This is a genomic window from Mycobacterium sp. 1164966.3, from assembly GCF_001665395.1.
GTDB lineage: Bacteria > Actinomycetota > Actinomycetes > Mycobacteriales > Mycobacteriaceae > Mycobacterium.
The window spans coordinates 33,947-54,531 of sequence record NZ_LZSG01000041.1; the positions used below are offsets into that span (position 1 = coordinate 33,947).

At 65.5% G+C, this 20,585-nt stretch carries 20 protein-coding genes; 6 read left to right on the forward strand and 14 right to left on the reverse strand.

Annotation, left to right across the window (positions count from 1 at the left end):
- Nucleotides 1–173: 173 nt before the first annotated feature.
- Nucleotides 174–1,016, reverse strand: coding sequence for a Bax inhibitor-1/YccA family protein (locus A9W99_RS14680; RefSeq protein ID WP_067378972.1), 843 nt, complete (start codon nucleotides 1,014–1,016; stop codon nucleotides 174–176).
- A gap of 250 nt (nucleotides 1,017–1,266) precedes the next feature.
- On the opposite strand from A9W99_RS14680, the gene A9W99_RS14685 reads away from it, so the two are divergent.
- From A9W99_RS14685 to A9W99_RS14695, 3 genes are read left to right on the forward strand one after another with little or no spacing between them, the layout of a single operon-like run.
- Nucleotides 1,267–2,316 carry an enoyl-CoA hydratase/isomerase family protein gene (locus A9W99_RS14685; protein WP_067379123.1) on the forward strand — a complete coding sequence of 350 codons (1,050 nt, stop codon included), beginning with the start codon at nucleotides 1,267–1,269 and terminating at the stop codon, nucleotides 2,314–2,316.
- Nucleotides 2,313–3,086 (forward strand): enoyl-CoA hydratase, encoded by a 774-nt coding sequence (locus A9W99_RS14690; protein WP_067378975.1) that lies wholly within the window; start codon nucleotides 2,313–2,315, stop codon nucleotides 3,084–3,086. The genes A9W99_RS14685 and A9W99_RS14690 overlap by 4 nt, the downstream gene beginning before the upstream one ends.
- Nucleotides 3,087–3,098: 12 nt before the next feature.
- On the forward strand, nucleotides 3,099–4,829 hold the full coding sequence (locus A9W99_RS14695) for an alpha/beta-hydrolase family protein (RefSeq protein WP_067378978.1): 1,731 nt from the start codon (nucleotides 3,099–3,101) through the stop codon (nucleotides 4,827–4,829).
- On the opposite strand, the gene A9W99_RS14700 is transcribed toward A9W99_RS14695, so the two are convergent.
- Both A9W99_RS14700 and A9W99_RS14705 read right to left on the reverse strand, forming a co-directional pair.
- A complete protein-coding gene (locus tag A9W99_RS14700; protein ID WP_067378981.1) occupies nucleotides 4,826–5,266 on the reverse strand; it encodes a rhodanese-like domain-containing protein in 441 nt (146 codons plus the stop codon). The genes A9W99_RS14695 and A9W99_RS14700 overlap by 4 nt on opposite strands.
- Nucleotides 5,266–5,838 (reverse strand): cysteine dioxygenase family protein, encoded by a 573-nt coding sequence (locus tag A9W99_RS14705; RefSeq protein WP_082929998.1) that lies wholly within the window; start codon nucleotides 5,836–5,838, stop codon nucleotides 5,266–5,268. The genes A9W99_RS14700 and A9W99_RS14705 overlap by 1 nt, the downstream gene beginning before the upstream one ends.
- A 113-nt stretch (nucleotides 5,839–5,951) precedes the next feature.
- Here A9W99_RS14705 and A9W99_RS14710 point away from each other — a divergent pair, with 113 nt between their 5' ends.
- Together A9W99_RS14710 and A9W99_RS14715 are read left to right on the forward strand one after the other, a co-directional pair.
- Nucleotides 5,952–6,395, forward strand: coding sequence for a lipoprotein LpqV (locus A9W99_RS14710; RefSeq protein WP_371514962.1), 444 nt, complete (start codon nucleotides 5,952–5,954; stop codon nucleotides 6,393–6,395).
- Between the two features lie 96 nt (nucleotides 6,396–6,491).
- On the forward strand, nucleotides 6,492–7,565 hold the full coding sequence (locus A9W99_RS14715; RefSeq protein ID WP_067378986.1) for a patatin-like phospholipase family protein: 1,074 nt from the start codon (nucleotides 6,492–6,494) through the stop codon (nucleotides 7,563–7,565).
- On the opposite strand, the gene A9W99_RS14720 is transcribed toward A9W99_RS14715, so the two are convergent.
- The 6 genes from A9W99_RS14720 to A9W99_RS14745 all read right to left on the reverse strand — a co-directional run bounded on the left by A9W99_RS14720 (nucleotide 7,562) and on the right by A9W99_RS14745 (nucleotide 13,936).
- Complete coding sequence (locus A9W99_RS14720; RefSeq protein ID WP_067378989.1) at nucleotides 7,562–8,440, reverse strand: patatin-like phospholipase family protein; 879 nt, start codon at nucleotides 8,438–8,440, stop codon at nucleotides 7,562–7,564. The two genes, A9W99_RS14715 and A9W99_RS14720, sit on opposite strands and share 4 nt — an antisense overlap.
- A gap of 18 nt (nucleotides 8,441–8,458) precedes the next feature.
- Complete coding sequence (locus tag A9W99_RS14725) at nucleotides 8,459–9,316, reverse strand: class II glutamine amidotransferase (RefSeq protein ID WP_067378992.1); 858 nt, start codon at nucleotides 9,314–9,316, stop codon at nucleotides 8,459–8,461.
- 5 nt (nucleotides 9,317–9,321) lie between these two features.
- Complete coding sequence (locus A9W99_RS14730; RefSeq protein ID WP_067378994.1) at nucleotides 9,322–9,795, reverse strand: SRPBCC family protein; 474 nt, start codon at nucleotides 9,793–9,795, stop codon at nucleotides 9,322–9,324.
- Nucleotides 9,796–9,823: 28 nt separating this feature from the next.
- Nucleotides 9,824–11,455 carry a long-chain fatty acid--CoA ligase gene (locus tag A9W99_RS14735; protein ID WP_067378996.1) on the reverse strand — a complete coding sequence of 544 codons (1,632 nt, stop codon included), beginning with the start codon at nucleotides 11,453–11,455 and terminating at the stop codon, nucleotides 9,824–9,826.
- A 123-nt stretch (nucleotides 11,456–11,578) separates the two neighbouring features.
- On the reverse strand, nucleotides 11,579–12,733 hold the full coding sequence (locus A9W99_RS14740; protein WP_067378998.1) for a YncE family protein: 1,155 nt from the start codon (nucleotides 12,731–12,733) through the stop codon (nucleotides 11,579–11,581).
- 429 nt (nucleotides 12,734–13,162) lie between these two features.
- Nucleotides 13,163–13,936 (reverse strand): DUF427 domain-containing protein, encoded by a 774-nt coding sequence (locus A9W99_RS14745; RefSeq protein ID WP_067379000.1) that lies wholly within the window; start codon nucleotides 13,934–13,936, stop codon nucleotides 13,163–13,165.
- A gap of 113 nt (nucleotides 13,937–14,049) precedes the next feature.
- Here A9W99_RS14745 and A9W99_RS14750 point away from each other — a divergent pair, with 113 nt between their 5' ends.
- Nucleotides 14,050–14,484, forward strand: a complete 435-nt coding sequence (locus A9W99_RS14750) for a nitroreductase family deazaflavin-dependent oxidoreductase (protein WP_067379004.1) — start codon at nucleotides 14,050–14,052, stop codon at nucleotides 14,482–14,484.
- Nucleotides 14,485–14,501: 17 nt separating this feature from the next.
- On the opposite strand, the gene A9W99_RS14755 is transcribed toward A9W99_RS14750, so the two are convergent.
- The 5 genes from A9W99_RS14755 to A9W99_RS14775 all read right to left on the reverse strand — a co-directional run bounded on the left by A9W99_RS14755 (nucleotide 14,502) and on the right by A9W99_RS14775 (nucleotide 20,577).
- Nucleotides 14,502–16,097 carry an esterase-like activity of phytase family protein gene (locus A9W99_RS14755; protein WP_253869871.1) on the reverse strand — a complete coding sequence of 532 codons (1,596 nt, stop codon included), beginning with the start codon at nucleotides 16,095–16,097 and terminating at the stop codon, nucleotides 14,502–14,504.
- A gap of 13 nt (nucleotides 16,098–16,110) precedes the next feature.
- The gene (locus tag A9W99_RS14760; RefSeq protein WP_067379005.1) at nucleotides 16,111–16,872 is read right to left on the reverse strand and encodes a hypothetical protein; all 762 of its coding nucleotides are present in this window, start codon (nucleotides 16,870–16,872) and stop codon (nucleotides 16,111–16,113) included.
- Between the two features lie 54 nt (nucleotides 16,873–16,926).
- Complete coding sequence (locus tag A9W99_RS14765) at nucleotides 16,927–17,769, reverse strand: alpha/beta hydrolase (RefSeq protein ID WP_253869874.1); 843 nt, start codon at nucleotides 17,767–17,769, stop codon at nucleotides 16,927–16,929.
- Nucleotides 17,770–17,846: 77 nt separating this feature from the next.
- Nucleotides 17,847–18,677 carry a mycofactocin-coupled SDR family oxidoreductase gene (locus A9W99_RS14770; RefSeq protein ID WP_067379007.1) on the reverse strand — a complete coding sequence of 277 codons (831 nt, stop codon included), beginning with the start codon at nucleotides 18,675–18,677 and terminating at the stop codon, nucleotides 17,847–17,849.
- A gap of 10 nt (nucleotides 18,678–18,687) precedes the next feature.
- A complete protein-coding gene (locus tag A9W99_RS14775; RefSeq protein WP_067379011.1) occupies nucleotides 18,688–20,577 on the reverse strand; it encodes a M48 family metallopeptidase in 1,890 nt (629 codons plus the stop codon).
- Nucleotides 20,578–20,585 lie beyond the last annotated feature (8 nt).

Here is a 20,585-nt window from a genome sequence, read left to right on the forward strand (position 1 = left end):
CTGCAGTGAGGGCGTAGATTTCGGCGAATCGGCGACCTGTATACAGTCTCGACGCCACCAGCGCAGCCTCGGCGCAGAAGTGCGAGTAGTTCACGCCGTCAGCGCAAAGTCAAGGCGACAAGAGCCTCAACGCAGAAAAGCCCCCGCGCGTCGCGGGGGCTTTTCTGCCAGAGCTAGTCGCTCTGAAGCAAGCTGAGCAGGTTCAGGATCTCGACATACAGCCAGACCAGCGTCACGGTCAGGCCCAGCGCGGTAACCCACGCGGCCTTCGCCGGCGCTCCCGCACGGATCATCTGATCGGCGGCGTCGAAGTCGATCAAGAAGCTGAAGGCCGCAATCCCGATGCACAGCAGTGAGAAGCCGATTCCAATGGGCCCGGCACTGCGCAAGCCCAAGCCTTCACCGCCCCCAACGTGGAACATGGCCAGCACGATGTTGGCAATCATCAGAATCAGCACACCGATAAGCGCGGCGGACAACATGCGGGTGAACTTCGGCGTGACGCGGATGGCCCCCGTCTTGTAGACGACGAGCATGCCGATGAACACGCCGATGGTGCCGACAATGGCCTGGAAGATCAGCGCCCCGGCACTGACATGCTTGGAGCCGATCGTCAACGGAAATGTGATCAGGAACGAAAGGGCGCCCAGGAACAGGCCCTCAAGCGCGGCGTAGGTCAGCACAATCCCCGGGTTGTACTTGCGCCCGAACGTGGCCACCAGCACCATCGCCAGCCCGCCGAACGCGCCGACGAGCACGAACGGGGCAGCCAGTGCGTGATTCGAGGCCACCATGAAGAACGACACGACGGCGACGGACGACAACACGGCCAGCGTGATGCCGGTCTTGGTGACGACGTCGTCGATCGTCATCGGTCGGGAGGCTTGGGCCTCCTGGTAAGGCGCATAAGGGTTGGCCTGATACGCCTGCATCTGGGCCGGGCCAGTGCCGAACTGCGCGTATCCGCCCCGCTGTTTGGGCAGCGAACGAAATACCGGGTTACTTGTCTCCCGCACCGTCGGATCCTCTCTTAGGGCTGTGGCTCGAGCCGTGCGAACAACTACTCAACGATCAGATATCCGCCCGGGTTCCGGGCGGAGCCGCCGATATTTCCGGCTTCGAATCTGATCGTCCATGGCAACAGGAAAACCTTACCCCCGGGCACTGCCGAGTCGCTGACGATCTAGATTGCTGGTCAAGTCTTGATCAGCATTTCCGGACAGCTTGGCAACCCGCTTGAGGGGAGACTAGAGCGTGACTGAGGCCGTGACCGGCGAATCCGACGAGGTCCTGACCAGGGTCGACAACGGCATCGGCCTGATCACACTCAATCGGCCCAAGGCGATCAACTCGCTGAACCAGACGATGGTGGAGTTGCTCAGTTCGGTGCTGATCCGTTGGGCGCGCGATGACGAGGTGCGCGCGGTGGTGCTGTCGGGAGCCGGCGAACGCGGACTGTGCGCCGGCGGGGACGTGGTCGCGATCTATCACAGCGCCCGCAAGGACGGCGTCGACGCCCGACGGTTCTGGCGAGACGAATACTTGCTCAACGCGCGAGTCGGCGCGTTTCCGAAGCCGTACGTCTCGTTAATGGACGGCATCGTGATGGGCGGCGGGGTCGGTGTCGGCGCACACGCGAACGTCCGCGTGGTGACCGACACCTCGAAGATCGCGATGCCCGAAGTCGGTATCGGGTTCATTCCCGACGTGGGCGGGGCGTACCTGCTGTCCCGGGCACCCGGGGCGCTGGGCCTGTATGCCGCGCTCACCGGGGCACCGTTTTCCGGCGCCGACGCCATAGCACTGGGTTTCGCCGACCACTACGTGCCGCACAGCGAGCTCGAAGCCTTCCGCGCAGCTATCGTCGCCGACGGCGTCACCAGCGCTGTCGCCCACTATGCGACTGAGCCGCCCAAGAGTGACCTTGCCGCACAACGCGATTGGATCGACGAATGTTTTTCCGGTGACACCGTCGCAGACATCATCGCCGCGCTGCGGGGCCACGGCGGGCCGGCCGAGGATGCCTCCAAGCTGATCGGCACCCGCTCACCCATCGCGTTGTCGGTCACGCTGGAGGCGGTCCGCCGGGCCGCCAAGCTCGAAACGCTGGAAGACGTTCTGATCCAGGATTACCGGGTGTCCTCGGCGTCGCTGCGGTCGCACGATCTGGTGGAAGGGATTCGCGCGCAGCTGATCGATAAGGATCGCAAACCGAAATGGTCGCCGGCGACGCTGGCCGAAGTCACCGTGAACGGAGTCGCAGAGTACTTTGCGCCCGTTGACGACGATTTGACTTTCCCGAAAGGTACCGAATGAGTTACGAAACCATCCTGGTGGAGCGTGATCAGCGGGTTGGCATCATCACGCTGAACCGGCCGCAGGCACTGAACGCGCTCAACAGCCAGGTGATGCACGAAGTAACCAGTGCCGCAACGGAACTGGACAACGATTCGGATATCGGAGCGATCATCATCACCGGCTCTGCCAAGGCCTTCGCGGCCGGCGCCGACATCAAGGAAATGGCCGCCCTGAGCTTCGCCGACGCGTTCGGCGCCGACTTCTTCGCCCCGTGGGGCAAGCTGGCCGCCGTCCGCACCCCGACGATCGCCGCGGTGGCCGGACACGCGCTTGGTGGCGGCTGCGAGCTGGCGATGATGTGCGACCTGCTGATCGCTGCCGACACAGCGAAATTCGGCCAGCCGGAGATCAAACTCGGCGTGCTGCCCGGCATGGGCGGCTCGCAGCGGCTGACTCGGGCCATCGGCAAAGCCAAAGCCATGGACCTCATCCTGACCGGGCGCACCATCGACGCCGCCGAAGCCGAACGTAGCGGCCTGGTCTCGCGGGTGGTACCCGCCGACGACTTGATGGCCGAGGCCAAGGCCGTCGCCACCACCATCTCGCAGATGTCGCGCTCGGCGGCCCGGATGGCCAAAGAAGCCGTCAACCGGTCGTTCGAATCGACGCTGTCCGAGGGACTTCTCTACGAGCGCAGGCTGTTTCACTCGAGCTTCGCCACCGACGACCAATCCGAAGGAATGGCGGCGTTCATCGAAAAGCGGCCGCCGCACTTCACCCACCGATGAGGTCACCCACCGATGAGCGAAAGTCCTGTCGCGGCAACAGCGGAAGAACCGGTCGAAGCTGAGCCCAGCCCCAAACCGCCTGAGCCGCAACGGGTCCGCAAGCCATGGTGGGTCCGTCATTACACGTTCACCGGCACCGCGGTTGGGCTGATTTTCATCTGGTTCTCGCTGACGCCGTCGCTGCTGCCGCGCGGTCCGTTGTTTCAGGGAGTGGTCAGCGGATGTTCCGGTGCCACCGGCTACGGCCTGGGCGTCTTCCTCGTCTGGCTGGTCCGCTTTATGCGCTCAAAGGGTTCCAGCCCGCCGGCGCCGCGGTGGGCCTGGCTGCCGCTCATTGGTATCGGCGTGATCGGCCAGGTCGCGATGGCGATCTGGTTCCACGTCTGGCAAGACCGCGTGCGCGACCTGATGGGTGTCCAGCACCTGCACTGGTATGACTATCCGCTGTCCGGAGTCTTGTCGCTGGTCGTGCTGTTCAGCCTGGTCGAAATCGGCCAGTTCACTCGCTGGCTGGTCAGTTTCTTGGTGGGAAAGGTCGACCGGATCGCGCCGTTCCGCGTTTCGGCGACCATCGTGGTGGTCCTGCTTGTGACGCTGACCATCACCGTGCTCAACGGCGTGGTGCTCAAGTACGCAATGCGCAAGATGAACTCGACGTTCGCGCAGGTCAACGACGAAACGAATCCCGACACCGTGGCGCCCAAAACCCAACTGCGCTCAGGTGGTCCGGGATCGAAAGTGTCGTGGAAGTCGCTGGGGCATCAGGGCCGGATCTTCGTCGCGTCCGGCCCCAGCGTCGAGCAGCTCACCGCGTTCAACGGAGCCTCCGCCGTCCCGCCGATCAGGGCGTACGCCGGACTCGACTCCGCGGCCGAGCCGGGCATCACAGCCACCGCAGAGCTGGCCGCGCAGGAGCTGCAGCGCACCGGCGGACTCCAGCGTGCGGTCGTCGCCGTCGCCACTACCACCGGCACCGGCTGGATCAACGCTGCGGAAGCCGACGCACTGGAATACATGTACAACGGCAACACCGCGATCGTGAGCATGCAGTACTCCTACCTGCCCAGCTGGCTGTCCTTCCTGGTCGACAAGGAGAACGCCCGCCACGCCGGCCAGGCACTGTTCGAGGCGGTCGACAAACTGATCCGGCAGATGCCCGAAGGGCAACGCCCCAAGTTGGTGGTGTTCGGCGAGAGCCTGGGATCCTTCGGCGGCGAGGCCCCGTTCATGAGCCTCAACAACGTCCTTGCCCGCACCGACGGTGCACTGTTCAGCGGACCGACGTTCAACAACACCATCTGGAACGACCTGACCAACACCCGCGACGCCGGATCGCCCGAGTGGCTGCCGATCTACCACAACGGCGGCAATGTCCGATTCGTCGCCCGGCCAAGCGATCTGCAGCGTCCGAATGCCGATTGGGGCACACCCAGGGTGGTCTATTTGCAGCATGCCTCCGACCCCATCGCCTGGTGGACGCCGGATCTGCTGTTCGCCAAACCGGACTGGCTGCGGGAAAAGCGGGGCTACGACGTGCTGCCCGAGACGCAATGGATCCCGGTGGTGACGTTCCTGCAGGTCACGGCCGACATGGCGGTGGCCGTCGATGTGCCGGACGGCCACGGGCACAAGTACGTGGCCGACGTCGCCGATGCGTGGGCGGCGGTCTTGTCACCACCTGACTGGACGCCGGACAAGACCGAACGGTTGAGGCCGCTGCTGCACCCCAGCGGCGACGGCTAGATCCACCGCCGACCAGCGGCGTCGGCCAATACGCCGTGCCGTGGGTCGCCCAAGCCACCGGCCAGCTGATCCAGCACTCCGGAACCCGCCAGCGCGTGATAGCCGCCGATGACGTCGGTGGCGCGGTGCAGGCCCAGATCCAGCAGCGCCGCCGCGGCCAGGCTGGACGTGTAGCCCTCCGAGCACACGATCACCCACTCGACGTCGTCGCCGACGGCCTCGGGCAGGCCGGCGTCGCTGGTCGGGTCACAGCGCCATTCCAGAACGTTGCGTTCGATCACCAGCGCCCCGGGGACCTCGCCCTCGCGGAATCGCTGGGCCTGCGGCCGGATGTCGACCAGCAGCGCGCCGCGCCGCAGCGCGTCGGGCACCTCGGCGGCGGTGAGACGGCGGTACCGCCGCCGGGCGGCGGTGAGAACGCGGTCGATCCGACTCATCAGGGCCCTTCCGGTTGGTCGGTCAGTTCGGTGCGCTCACGGCGCAGCGTGTTGCGCTCGGTGACCTGGTAATAAGACATCGCGGTCAGCGGCGGCGAGTAGGCATGGACGCTCAGCGTCGGCTGTAGCGGCGCGGCAGGCGCCGAAACAGGCCTCGGCGCCCACACCACGTCGTGCACCCATCCCAGCGGGAACCCGGCCTGGTCCCCGGCGTCCAGGCGGCGGCGCCGCAGCCGCCGGCCATCCCACCGGTATTCGTTGAGCGAGCCGGACAGCAGGGTCAGCGCGCCGAGCGATCCACCGTGATCATGCAGCTCGGTGGAGTGTCCGGGAACCCAGCTGATCAGCCAGAGGTCCAATTCGTCGTCGCCGTGGATGCGGGTGAACCAGCGCTCGTCGACGGGTACCCCGCCGGCGGGCAGCAGATGGTCGCAACGTCCGCTCAGCACGTCGTCGGCGGCCCGGTCGGTGGCGTTCAGCAGGTCGGGCACGCGCAGCCGGGTAGGTCCCGCGGAGGGCGGCGACGTGGTCAGTGAGCGCAGCGCAACTGGGGTGGCAACTGGGGACGACATCAGGGAGCTCCAGGGTGAACGGATCGGGCAAGCGGCGGCGCGTCAGGGCCGACAACACTCGCAAAATCCGAACTGCTCCATCACGCCCGACAGTGTTGCATAGATTTGGCAACGTGCGCTGTCGCCGTTGTCGCCCATGGCTGGGGGTCATGGCGGTCTTGGCGAGCGGTTTGGCGGCGACAATCGGCGGTTGCTCGCAAGCCGTGAGCGGGGAGCCGACAGCGGCCCACACCCGCTCGTCGGCGGTGGCCGGCGGCGCGGGTTCCCTTCCACCGGGAGCCATCGGAGTCTCGCCTGCCGGTGTGACGACCAGAGTCGACGTCCCGGCGGATTCGACCGAGGAGGAGTACTTCCAGGCCTGTCACGCCGCAAAACAGTGGATGGAGACCCGCCCCAAGAACGGTGAGTCACCGTTGGAGCCCTACCTGGCGATGGTTCAGAGATCGCCATCCGGCACGGCGGGAAGCTGGAACAAGAGGTGGGCGGATCTGACCCCGGCACGGCAGGCGGCAGTGATCACCGCAGCAAAGGCTGCCGCCAACGACGAATGCGAATGAGGTGGCGCCTGCAGGCCCCAGAGCATTTGCGATCACGGGTGTACGAAATTGGCCACCCGGGCCGATGACGGAGGTATCGCCGCGCAAAATGAACGAATGCCCGAGGGAACTGCCGCTGTAGTTTCGCGCTCACGCGGGTCGTCACCGATTCGGGTAGCACTGGCGCTCGGGAGCGGCGGAGCCCGCGGCTACGCCCACATCGGGGTTCTCCAGGTGCTGCGAGAACGCGGCTACGAGATCGTCGGAATCGCCGGCTCTTCGATGGGCGCGGTGGTCGGCGGTGTGCAGGCCGCCGGACGGCTGGACGATCTCGCCGAGTGGGCGAAATCGCTGACCCAGCGGACGATCCTGCGGCTGTTGGACCCATCGATCACCGCCGCCGGAGTGCTGCGGGCGGAGAAGATCCTGGACGCGGTGCGCGACATTGTCGGCCCCATCGACATCGAGGACCTCGAGATTCCATACACCGCCGTGGCCACCGACCTGCTGGCGGGCAAATCGGTGTGGTTTCAGCGCGGGCCCCTCGATGTGGCCATCCGCGCGTCCATCGCCATCCCGGGTGTGATCGCGCCGCACGAGGTCGACGGGCGGCTCTTGGCCGACGGCGGCATCCTGGACCCACTGCCGATGGCGCCGATCGCGGCTACCAACGCCGACCTGACCGTCGCGGTGAGCCTCAACGGCAGTGAACCGGGCGCCAGCCACGACGCAGAGCCGGGCGCCACGGCGGAATGGTTGAACCGCATGATGCGAAGCACCACCGCGCTGCTGGACACCAGCGCGGTGAAATCGCTGCTGGACCGGCCCACGGCCCGCGCGGTGCTGGGTCGACTAGGCGCGACGCTGCCGGAATCGGAAACCTGGTCCGCGGACTCCGAGGACGAGCAGCTCCCCGAAGTGCGGGACGAGCCAGACGAGGCGCCCGAAATCCCCAAATTGGGCAGCTTCGAGGTGATGAATCGGACCATCGACATCGCCCAGTCGGCGCTGGCGCGGCACACGCTGGCGGCCTACCCACCCGATCTGCTGATCGAGGTGCCCCGCTCGACCTGCCGAAGCTTGGAGTTCCACCGGGCCGTGGAGGTGATCGCGGTCGGTCGGGCGCTGACCACCAGCGCCCTGGACGCGTTAGAGGCCGAGGACGACAGTGCGCCCGCAATCGAGGGCTAAAGCGTGTCGACGAACCGCGCGATCGCGGCGGCTGCACGGCGGCCCTGCCAACGGCCGGCCAACGCCGATTTGCCCCGGCAGGCTGGATCCAGTGGATTCGGACCGAAAGCCGCCAAGGAGTCGTCGTCTGCGAACACGGTGAACGACTTGCCAGGGAATTCGGCGATCTCGGCGGCCGGCCCGGCGCCGAACGGCGACGGGGTGTCCTCGCCGGAGGGCACCAATATGACCGCCACGTCGCAGTCGTCGGCCACGCATAGGTTGACCGAACTGGCCACCCCGCCGTCCATGTAGCGTCGTCCCGCGATGCTCACCGGCGGCCACGCCCCCGGCACCGCGCAACTCGCCGCGACGGCGTCGACGAGCTGCACACCGCTGTCCCCCTCGAAGACGACCAGTTCACCGCTGGCGGCATCGATCGCCGTGATTCGCAGCACCCGGTCCGGCCACTCGTGGGACGGCAAGCGCTGCTCGATCACCTGACGGCGGACCGGCTCGGGAACCGTCTCGGTCGTCAGCGCCACCGACCCGATTTGTTGCATCCGCCGTCGCGTTCTGTCCAGTGGTCCGTCCGACCGCGGCGGCTCGCGCAGCGCGGACAGGAAGAGGTCGGTGATGGTGTCGACGTCCACGCCCGGGTCCAATTCCGCCGATGCCTCGGCGACCTGCCGCTCGTACAACTCCTCGAGGGAGCAGCCGCTACTGATCTGAGCGGCAACCGCCGAACCGGCCGACGTCCCGACCAGCACGTCCGAATCCAGCAACAGCTGTGCCGTCACGGGCGACTCGTCGGCGATGCCCAGCAAAATACCTGTCTCCCAGGCGATTCCCGCTAACCCTCCGCCGGCCAGTACCAGCGCCCGTTTGGTTGTCACGCGGGTCCACTATGCCATTCAGTGTTGCGCCTGCTGAACGGCCGGGGTCAGATCTTCATGGCGCAGCAGCTGTCTGGGCGGGTCGGGCAGCACCAGGCTTCGGGTGATCTGCAGCCCGTCTTGGGCCTGCGCCACGTGAACCAGCTCCCCCGGCGCGATCAACCGCCAGGCCGGGTCGTCGTCCATGCGTTCGGTGGCGAACACCACCGACCGCCGGGTGCACAGATGCTCGGATCTGGCGTGGATTCGCTTGGTGCGCAAGTCGAATTCGGGCACCGCCGGCCGGTCCAGGAGGTAAAGCTCGTTGGTGTCCGGATAACGCAGCGCCCACATGTCGGTGGCAGTGCTCAGCAATATGTTGACCGCATAGATCGGCACGTTCGCCGCGAGCCACCTCATCGCATCGACCAAACCGGCTGTCACGTCGCCGTTTTGGGCGCGGACCGCGCCGGTGATCAAGGCGAACACCCGCTCGGAATCGGTCTGCCCCAAGACCAGGCCGTCGGTGCCGAGCTCGTGCAGTCGCTCGTCGATGACGTCGAGGCCCTCCAGCACGCCGTTGTGCGCAAAGATCCGTCGGTCCTGCAGGAACGGGTGGGTGTTGCGGACATCGAGCGACCCGGTCGTGGCATAGCGGACGTGTGCCACAAAGGTGGTGGCGGTCAGCTCGTGGGCTTCGGTGGCGAAGTCGGTGTCCTGCCAAGCGGCTATCGGCTCTTTGTGCAGCTGTGGCTCTCCGTGCTCGTCGAAAATGCCGAGGCCGGTGCCGTCGGGGTTGCGTCTGCTCTGCTCGGAGAGGCTGTCCGGGGCGTCCAGCAGCCAGAATGTCGCGGTGCAGACGGTGTTGCCGGCGTGCAGGCCGAAGAGGCGGCACATCCGGCTCAGCCCACCAGCTGCCGGGACAGCTTCTCGAGCGTCACGCGGGCGTAGCCCTGCCACATCTTGCCGAGCACCGGCAGCAGGCGGGCGGTCAGATCCGACTTGGCATGAATGGTCCATTGCCAGGTGACATTCGTCCCGGTGCCCGCGGGGGTGAAACTCCACTTGCCCTCGATGTTGCTGACCAGCGGCGCCATCGGACCGGTGATGCCGGAGAGGGTGTAGCCGAAGGACTGCGGGGGGTCGACGCTGGTCAACTGCTCCCGCAGGCTGCCGCCGCCGACCATGGTGATGACGCGGGTCTGGCCGGCGGCATCCCAGTCACCGCTTTGCTCGCGGACCTCTTTGATCGGCGGGAACAGCCCGTACCACTGCGAACAGATGTCCGTCAGGGGTATGGGCAGCGTTCGGGCGAAGGCGTCTTCGACGGTCACGGGTATTGCCCGCGATTGCTCGACGACGATGGACCTTGCCATTGATACTCCTCACCCTGCTCGTCTGTATTCAGTCGCGGACCTCGGTGACGTCGTAGCCGTCGTCTGCGTAACGCGACCGGATGGCCTTCTTGTCGTATTTGCCCACGCTGGTGCGCGGAATCTCGTCGGCAAACGCCCAGCGCTCCGGCAACCACCAGCGAACGACCTTGTCCGCCAGGAACTTTCGCAGATCGGCGGCGGATACCGACGCGCCCTCGTTGAGTGCCACGACCGCTAGTGGCCGCTCCTGCCAGCGTTCGTCGGGAACACCGACCACCGCCGCCTCCAGCACGTCGGGATGCGCGATGAGGCAGTTCTCCAACTCGACCGACGAGATCCATTCCCCGCCGGACTTGATGACGTCTTTGGCGCGGTCGGTCAGCGTGATGAAGCCCCGCTCGTCGACCCTGCCGACATCGCCGGTGCGCAGCCAGCCCGACGCGAACTTGGACTCGTCGCGTCCCAGGTAGTAGGAGCCCGCGATCCAGGGGCCGCGAACCTCCACTTCGCCAACGGCTTTGCCGTCGTTGGGCAGCACCTTGCCTTCGTCGTCGACGATTCTGGCTTCCACTCCGCAGACCGGTTGGCCCTGTGTTCCGCGGTAGGCCCAGTGCTGATCCGCCGGTGTTCCCGGCGGCGGCCAGGCCATGGTCGCCAGTGGCGACGTCTCCGTCATGCCCCACAGCTGGCGGATCTCGACCCCGTGTTTTTCTTCGAAGGTGCGCATCAGCGACACCGGGACGGCCGAACCGCCGCAGACCACCAGGCGCAGCGACGACATGTCGTGGTCGGGGTCTTTCTCCAGGTAGTGCATGACGTCGTTCCAGATGGTCGGCACCGCGCCCGCAACCGTGGGCCGCAATTTCTCGACCATGTCGATCAGCGATCTGGCGTCCAGGTGGCAGTCGGGCAACACCAGGTCCGCTCCCGCCATCAGCGCCGCGTAGGGCAAACCCCACCCGTTGGCGTGGAACATCGGCACGATCGGCAGCACGCTGTCGCTGGATCCCAAGCCCATGCCGTTGGCCGTGCAAGCCGCCATCGTGTGCAGGAAACTCGAACGGTGGCTGTACACAACACCTTTGGGGTTGCCGGTGGTACCACTCGTGTAGCACATCGCCGCGGCGGAATTCTCGTCGAGCTCCGGCCAATCGAATTCGGTCGACTCGTCATTGATCGCCTCGGTGTAGCGCAGCACGTTCTTGCCCGATTCCTCCAGCGGCGCCAGATCTCCGTCGCCGACCGCGATCACGGTGTGCACGGTGTCCAGCGTGGGCAGGATCGGTGCCAGCAGTTTCGCGAGCGACATGTCGAGCAGCACCACCTGGTCCTCGGCCTCGTTGGCCACGTAGGTGACCTGTTCGGGGAAGAGCCGGATGTTGAGGGTGTGCAGCACCGCACCCATCGTGGGCACCGCTAGGTAGGCCACCAGGTGCTCGGCGTTGTTCCACATGAACGTCGCGACGCGCTGGTCGCCGCTGACGCCGATGCGGCGCAGCGCATTTGCCAGCTGGGCGGCTTGCTGACCCACTTCGCGGTAGGTGGTCTTCCGGTACCCGTCACCCGTGTCGGTGGTGACCGTACGCGCTCCGTGGACGCTACAGCCGTGCCGCATGACGGCGGCCAGGGTCAACGGGAACTCCTGCATCGTGCTGTACATCGATGTACCGCCTTATGATCCTCGGCGCAGCACCGCCTCATGTTCGGTCGGGCGAAATGGTATCGCCGCATCGACTTATCAGAAACGGATTCCCCCGAGAAGCGTGCTCTACCCACACATGGGTTAGACGAGAGCCGCCTCGTACTGCATCAGCTCGGGCATGGTCCACTCGCCCTCGTGCGTCACACCCTCGAGGCTCGTCATGCTCGGGTCGACCGGCGCGACGGTCACCGTGCCGTCGTAGCCGGCGACGTACAGGTACTTTCCGTCCGGACTTTCCACCAGGCACGACGGCTCGGTACCCACCCGGACTGTGCCGATCACGTCGTGCGTGAGGGTGCACAGCACGGTGACGCCGTCATCGCTGACCAGGTAGGCGCGGTCACCGTCGCCGCTGATCGTCAACCCGGTGAGCAGGCCGGCGATCTCGGTGATCTTGCGCGTGCCGGTGATCTTGTTGGTGCGGGTGTCGACAACATCGAGGACGGCTCCGGCGTCGGGACCGCAACTGGCCACGTAGGCGGTGGTGCCGTCTGGGCTGAGTGCGACGTCACGGATGGGCAGGCCGATCTCGACCGTGTCGACGACGCTCAAGCCGTGTTCCAGGCTCTTGGCGGTCTTCCGCCGCCGCCAGCGCGAATGCCCTGGGGCGCGGCCGTCATCGACGCGGGTGCCGATCACGACCAGCTGACCGCCCGTCGGCCCGTTGGTGCCGGCATAGAGGCGAGACCCGTCGGGGCTGACGCGCAGGCACTGCGTGCTGGTACCGGGAGCATCCGCGATCTCGATCACCTCGACCTTGTCCGTCTCGGTGTCCACCGCCGCAACGTCAGCGGCACGAGCGTCGTTGCGGCCGGCGTAGACGTACCTGCCGTCGGAGCTCACGGCCAGGTCGCTGATGCTGAGCGCCAGCGGATAGGTCGCGACGACGGCGCAGGTGGACGTGTCGATGGCGGCGATCGAGTCAAACGACAGCGACGCGGTGCTGACGTACGCCCGGGCGCCGTCCTGGTTGCCGACGACGATCGCATACGGCTCGTCGATGGCGTCAATGGTCTGGACTACCCGGTGGCTGCCGGTGTGGATGACCGAGACGCTGTTGTGGCCGAAGTGAGTCACCAGCAGCCGGCGGCCGTCAGGGCTGACGGCGATGCCGCTGATCGGGCCGTGGCTCACCGGGATCTCGACGAGCTCCGCGTCGCCCCGTGCAGCCTGGAAGTCCAGTGCCTGTTCGGTATGGCCATAACGGGCGACCTGTCGGCCGTTCACATCACTCACGTGGGCACCGCCTTTGCTTGTCGGACGTGCATAGGGGCCGGTAGACGTCGCGCCAAGCCCTGTGCGACACCGGCAGCCCTGATGATTCAGCGCCAAAATAAAGCGCTGTTACGACTGCTTTGAATAAAAAGCTTACCGGCGTGAATTTCAGCTAAATAGAATTTCTATCCGGTCGTGTAACCCACGTCACATTATTGACTCAGGCGCACCTTATATTTGTGTTGTCGCATAATTCGGGAGGCGTCCGCAGGCAAAACGAATTACCATGCCCAGCAGGAGACTTGGAGATTGTCGCTAACGACCTTGCGTTTCGCCAGCTGTATGGCAAAAATAAGAACCTCTTAGAATTAGCGGGCAAAAGAGGCACATCTCACATTGCGCGCAATTGGGCGTGTCGACGCCAGCTGGCCGCGCGCAGTAGGCGCACTTCTAGCTGAACTGCGTGCGCGGGCGCGGCAACGCGGCATCGTCCACGCTGATGTCGAGCTTCTCGTTGTAGAACGCGACCAGACCCGCGATCGGCGCGACGGCGGGCAGCGGGTAGTGGTAGGTCCACGCGAGGTCCGGATACACGCTCTCACCCACCCGCACCGACCAGTACCCCGACGTCGTTCCCTTGTACGGACAGAGCGTCTGCGTGGAGGAGGGTTCCAGATGCTGGAACAACACGTCGGTCGGATCGATGTAATACCTTGTGGGCAAGCCAGTTTCAAACAGCAGCACCGGAGAGTGGGTCTCGGCGAGCAACACGCCGTCGAGCTGAACGCAGACGTGGCGGTGCGATCGCAGCGCGTCGACCCGTGAATAGGGATTGCGAGGGTGGCCGTAGATTTGCTCGTCTTCCTCGAACCAGCGCAGCGGCGCCAACTCAAACCGCACGAACCCCGCCACGGGGCCGTCGCCGTCGAACACTCGCGCGGCCGACTTATGCGTTTGACCCGCCCCGACCAGTGAGTGCAACCGCGACGGGCCGAACTGCACTTTCTGCGGGTGGTCCTCGTCGCGCAGCAACTCCGCGCGGACGTCCCGCAAAGGAATGTAATACGCCGGGTAATAAGGGATTTCCCAGACATAGCGGGCCGCGGTGGTGTCGAAGACCAGCTCGTGGCCGAGGAAGCCCCGCACGCGGCGTGGCGCCGGTTCAATCCTCCCCCGGGTCGCGGCCACTTGAGGATAGTCGGTGCCGGAATTGATCGCAGTCATCGTTTCAGCTTGCCACCGGCGCGAGTACTGTCCTAGCCGTGGCACTTCTACGCGAAAGCCCCAGAAGAGGGCGCCGACTCCGACTCGACGAAGCCCTGTTCGAACGTTTCGCCATGAGCCGGGCCGGATACCAGTTCGCACTGCATCTGGCGCCGCGTATCGACAAGGTTTTGATCCCCCGGACCAAAGGCCGGCTCAGTGCGATGGGTCTGGACAAGGTCGGGCTCGTCACCAGTAAAGGCGCCAAGACCGGAGAGCCGCGCACGCACCCGCTGGCGCTGATCGAGGACGGCGACGGGCTGCTGGCGATCGGCTCCAACTATGGACGCGAAAGCCATCCGGCGTGGAGCGCCAACCTGAAGGCGCACCCCGAGTGCACGATCGAGTTCAAGGGTCCGCCGAAGAAGTACCGCGCCGAGTTGCTCACCGGCGAGGCCCGCGCCAAGGCGTGGGAGAACGCCGTCGACTTCTACGCCGGCTATGAGAGTTACCGCGCCAGCTGCGCGCCTCGCGAGATCAGGGTATTTCGCCTCAAGCCCATCGACTGACGTACGCCGAGCGCCGCCTAGCCAACTTTGATCGGCACCAGCACCGTTTCCATCTTGGCGGGCAGCAAGGTTGTGTCGATGGTCAGAACCTCTCCGCTGTCCTGAGTGCCGTTGGGCAGAATCTTGGGCGTGAGGGTGAACGGCGGGGTTTGCGACGCCAAACCCGCCAGCCCGAAGTCGCTGTCGTTGGCGATCATCAGCGTCTTGCCGCCGTCTCGGCTGATGATGCCTTCGATCTTGTCGTGCCCGAAGAAGTTTCCGTTGGCCGACAGCGAACGCACCAGTTCTCCGACGTCGAGCTTGAGAGTCTTTGCAGCGACGGCGATTCCGGTGGCTTTGAGTTTGTCAGCAGCGGCGGCGTCGGTGCTGACTCCGACAAGCGTCTCGATCGCGACGCCGTTGACCAGGAGTCCGCCCGCGTCAGCGCGATAGGACGTGCCGGGGACCGTCGAGCGCGGGCCGACATCGCTGGCTCCGGAGATGTCGGCCACGTAGATCTTCTTGCTGCCGGTGGGCGCAGGCGCCCCGTCGCGCTCGTCGATCAGGAATGTGGTGGCGCTGAGCGCGGTGATGTCCGAGACCCCCACTCTGGTTTCCTGCGGGTTGGCCAGCGGATACAGGTACTCGTGCACATTCGTGCGGTCGGCGAGGTTGACGGTGACGATCCGGGTCAGCGGGACGGACTTGGCCGAGCCGGCCAGCCCCGGTGCGTTGAGGGCCGACTGCATGATGCCCACCAGCGTGGTGCCGTCGGGAGTGATCGTCAGACCCTCCATGCCCTGGTTCGGGCTGCGCAGCGCCAGCTCGCGCGGCAAGGTTCCGTCGAACGGCGAAAGACGTTCCAGCTCTTTACCCTTGGCGTCGAAATGGACGACGAAGGGGCCGTAGTCGTCGGACACCCAGAACGTCCCGTCGGCCATCGCGACCAAACCCTCGCTGTCCAGACCGTGATCGGAACGTGCCAGCGGGTTCCCGTTGAGGTCCACCAGCGTCTCGCCGGTGGACGCCTGCGGATCGATGAGGCCCACCAACGGCTTGCCATCGCGTCCGCTCAGCACGATGATCTGCTGCAGCGACGCCACGCCGCCGGCGAGTTTGAACTTGGCGATCTGCGGATGGAAGTCGGGTAGTGGCAGCACCACTTCGTTCGGCGTACGTCCCGCAACGGCCGGCCCACGGTCGGTGAGTCCATAGATCTCGTCGGCGCTGCCCGGCACCGCGGCGATGGCAGATCCATGCGCGTTGGCCTGTATCGCGACCTCACCGACGATGGTCAACGGAGACTGGTCCTCGGCGTAGAGCCGGACGGCGCGGCTGACGGTGACGGGGAGCTGATCCGTGCCGCTGAACCCGGCGTCGGGCGTGTAAACCATCGCCCCGTAAGAGCCGTAGGCGATGGTGCCATGCGCGGGTTTGCCGAAGGCCACCGGCGTCATACCATTCGTGACGGCCAGCAACTGTCCCGGCGAAATCGTCAGGACTGCACCGGGTTTCGTGCTCGGGGTGCCGCCGACCTGTTGGGCAGGCTCAGTGGGCGGGTCCAGCGACGAGCACGCCGCCAACGGCATCAAAACCGTTGCCGCCGCGGCCCGCCAAACCTTCGCGGATGCCAACCCCGCCTGCCGATCAGTGTCGCTTGTCGCGCACTTTGTAGGTCGACGGCCACGACTTGCGGGACTCGTCGCCGGTCAGCGGGGTTCCCATGCCGCCGACCTTGACGTTGTAGGCCTCTTTGCCCGGCCCTACTTCGCGATCGGCATGCTGCTGAGCGAGGTAGTACAACTCGTCGATGGTGGCTTCGTCGTACGCGACGAACGACGTCTCCCGGGCGACGTCGTCGATCCCGGCCAGCATCTTCTCGGGCAGCAGTCGCGATGCGATGGCCGCCGCGCCGAACAGCCCGAAGGGGATGATCCAGTAGCATACGTAGGACAGCGGAGTGCCGGCGTGCGCGAACGTCGGGATCAGCGACGACACCGTCATGCCGGCGAACGTGCCCACCCAGAGCCAGGTCAATACCCTGGTCAACCGGCCGAAAAGCTCGGTTTTGACCACGTCGGCGGGGTGTTCGGCCGCGGCGAACTCGTGCGCGAACGGCCTGCCGACCAGCACGCTGATTAGTGCGACGACGAAGAGCCCCGCAGTGCCGAGCGGCAGAATCCAGTGTGCCGCGAACGAGTCGCTGACCACGATTACGACCAGGGTCAACACTGAAAACGTTGCGATAGAGCCTATTTCGAGCAAAGTCACCGGCTTTCGGGCGGCCCGCCCGATCGCGAACCCGGCGACCGCGATCGCCAGTGCGACCAGTACGGCGGCCAGGAAGGGCACGTTACCGACAAGCACCCAAAAGACGATCCACGGCGTCAAGCCAAAGAGCATGCCCACGATGGGCCAGTGTATGAGTCGCAGTTTGCCGGGACGACGGCGGTCAGGGTGGCTTTACCGCGACTTGCGGCCGAGTGCCGCGGTGAGCGCCGCGCACTGGCTCTCGAAGAACTGCCGCGACACCCCTTTCTTCGGCGCCAGCAGGTCGAAACCGTGGAACGCGCCTTGCACAACCTCCAGCGCGCATGGGACGCCGCTTTGTTTGAGCCGGTCGGCGTATTCAAGACTCTCGGCGAAGAGCAGATCATGGGTGCCGACGCCGATCCATGCGGGCGGCAAACCGGTGAGGTCTGTGGCCCGGGCCGGAACCGCGCGGTTCGGGTCGGCGCCACGTAGGTAGCTTTCCCAGCCGAAGCGGTTCATGCCTTGATCCATCATGCGACGGCGCTCGGGCTCGGGATCCGGGCGGAACGCCGGCCGATCGTCCAGCATCGGGTAGGTCAACAACTGGATCACCGGCTGCGCAGCAGATCCCTGATCACGCAGCCGTAGTGCCAGGGCGGCGGCCAAACCTCCCCCAGCGCTGCCGCCGCCGATGGCGATGCGCGACGGGTCCACATCCGGCTGAGCAAGAAGCCACTTCAGCGCGGCCTCGCAGTCGTCCAACGCAGCAGGATACGAATGCTCGGGCGCCACGCGGTATTCGACCGAGGCGACGACGGCGCCGAGCGCACTGGCGAACCGCCGGCACAGTCTGTCGTCCTGCGCGGCACAGCCGATGACGTAGACGCCGCCGTGAATCCACAGCAGACCCGGCGCCGGTCCCGTAAGCCCCGGTGGTCTGTGCACACGCACACCGACGCCGGGTCCCAGTGACACCACTTCGACGTCGCGTGGGCCGCCGAAAGCGCGCAGCGCCACCACCGTTCGGGCAATCGGCAACGTCCGAGACGTCATTGTCATCCCGCGGCTGGGTGTGAACCTAGCGATCCTGCGCAGATCAGGGTGAAAATCGTCGACCACGAGAGCCGACGCTACTTGGCGTTGAATCCGGCGTCGACGGGAAGCATGATGCCGGTGATGTAGCGGCCGGACTGCCGGCACAGATAGACCATTGCTTCGGTCACGTCGGCGCAGTCCACCATTGGGACCGGTAACAGGTTTTGCAGCCCACTGTTGCCTTCGGGATGTTCGACCACGTTTCGTGCCACGGCCTCGTTCAGGATCATCGGTGTCGCCACCCCGCTCGGGTGCACGGTATTGACGCGAATGTTCTTTTCCGCCAACGTGGTTGCGTAATAGCGCATCAGCCCCACGACGCCGTGTTTGGCAGCATGGTAGCCGGCAAAGCCGTGGCTTCGAACGCTGAAGGCCGGGCATACGCTGTTCAGGCCGGCGGCTGAGCTGGTGATGACGATCGCCCCGCCCTCACCGTGGTCCAACAATGCGGGCAGCGCCGCCTCGATCGTGTAGTAGACACCGTTGAGCAACACGTCCACCGCGTCGATATAGGCTGAGACGTCATATCGCTCGTCACCTACGGCGGGCATGATCCCGGCGTTGGCGAGGACGAAGTCGACCCGTCCCAACTCGGAAACCCCGTGCGCGACAACGACCTTCAGCCGCTCGAAATCCCGGACGTCACCCTGCTCGGCGACAATGCGACGCCCGGTCTTCTCCACCAAGTTCACCGTTTCATCCAGGTCTTCGCGAGTTGCCATCGGATACGCGACGCTGTCGATCTGATCGCACAGATCGAACGCGATGATGTCGGCGCCCTCTTCGGCGAACCGGACCGCGTGCGAGCGGCCCTGGCCCCGTGCGGCGCCGGTGATGAACACAACCTTGCCGTCGAATTGCGGCATCGTTCCTCCCCTAGACGACGGGCGGAACCGGACAGTGCAGCACACCACAGACGGTTCGCAGCAGCTCAGATTCCTCCAAAGTGATTACCCTGTCGGCCATTACGGTCGTGACCACGGCGGCGACGAGGGTGGCCTTGTCGTTGCCCTCGAGTCCGTCGATAACCGGCCACACTTGTTCGAGCTCGAATACGTTCTTGATCGGCACGAACGGAATCCGTGCCTGGGGGTAAGCGACCGAGATTCCCGCCTGAAATGCCGCTGCCGCGGCCCGCGGGTCGCTGTTACCGGTCTGCGCCAGCGACGCAATGAGACAGCAGACGGCGCTTTGGGCGCTGGCCAGGCTCTGACGCCTGCTCTTCCACGGCGATCCCGACGTCAACGCCTCGTTCAGGCCGACGAAAACCAGTGTGCCAAGGCAATATTCGAAGATATCGATCCGCCCGTCGGCGTTGATCAGTTCACCGACCACCGAAAGCACCTGTCGCAGCTCAGTCTCGGGGCGACCACGCAGCGCGGGAAACGCGATGGATGCCACGGGCAGGCGCAAGCTCGGGTCGACCTGCACCAGCTCGGCCGCGCATCGCCAGGCCTCATCGGCCATCTGCTTGCCGTGATGCCGCGCGACGATCTGGTATTGGGCCTGGCGGACATTCTCGTTGCGGTCGAAGATGAGCCCGTAGATCAACGGAACCGCGGTGGCGGCGTTGTGCGCAAGGTCGGCTACCTGCTGCGGAATCTCCGCGCGGATGCGCCTCCCCGCGTGGTATGACGCGGCAGTCGGATTCCCCACGGCCGCTGTGTATTCGCGGGGATTGAGCTGACGTCGGGGTGCTTGCTGAGCCGGAGCTTGCGCGAGGCCCATCCGGGAGTCCTCCGCCAAGCCGTCCGGCGGCCGATTGAACCAGCCTTGGCGCAGCTGCTCGAGGTTGGCGGGAGTGAAGTCAGGCTCGAGCACCTGGATGCGCTTGATGAGTGGTGGGTGGGTCGCGTAGAGCGCAGAGAAGTTCAATCCCGGCCCGAACAGCATGTGACTGACGTTCTCGGTCTTGGGGCTGTGCAGCTGGGAGCCCGCCTCCAGCCCACCGATCTTCTTCAGCGCGCCGGTCAATCCGCTGGTCTGCCTGGTGAATTGGACCGCTGAGGCGTCGGCGAGGTACTCCCGTTGACGGGAGACGGCGGCTTTGATCAGCCGTCCGAAGAAGACTCCGATCCACCCTGCCGCCAGCACGACCAACCCCACCGCCCACAGCGGGATGCTGTTATCGCGGTCGCGGCTGCGTCCGCCGCCCGTGTACCACAGCATCCGGCCGATCACCGACAACGCGGTGATTCCCGCCAGCACGCCGATGAGCCTGATCCCCAACCTCATATCGCCATTCACAACATGGCTGAACTCGTGTGCGATCACGCCCTGCAGTTCGTCGCGGTTGAGCCGGTCGAGTGAGCCTTGGGTCACGCACACGGCCGCATCGGCCGGTGTGTATCCGGCGGCGAACGCGTTGATACCCGGTTCGTGTGGCAGGTAATAGAGCACGGGCACAGGCGTGCTCGAAGCGATTGCGATTTCTTCGACGACGTTCCGGTACCGCTTGAGCTTCGGGTCCGTTGGCATCGGTGGTACGGGCACCCCGCCAAGGCTCTCGGCAACCTTGACCCCGCCACCATGGCGCAGCATCAGCGTCCTGACTATCGAGACTGCCGAAATCATCAGCAGCACTGCGCCACTCACGACAATCGATAGCGTGACCAGCTGCTGGGGCGTTACCGTCTCCCGGGTCGCGATCGCCGCGATGAACACGAAATTCACAATCGCGGTTATTGCGAGAACGGCCAAGACGAAAAGGATCACCAACCATTTCGATGTCGCGCGAACCTTGCGCTGACGCTCGAAGAAGTCCATGAACCAGG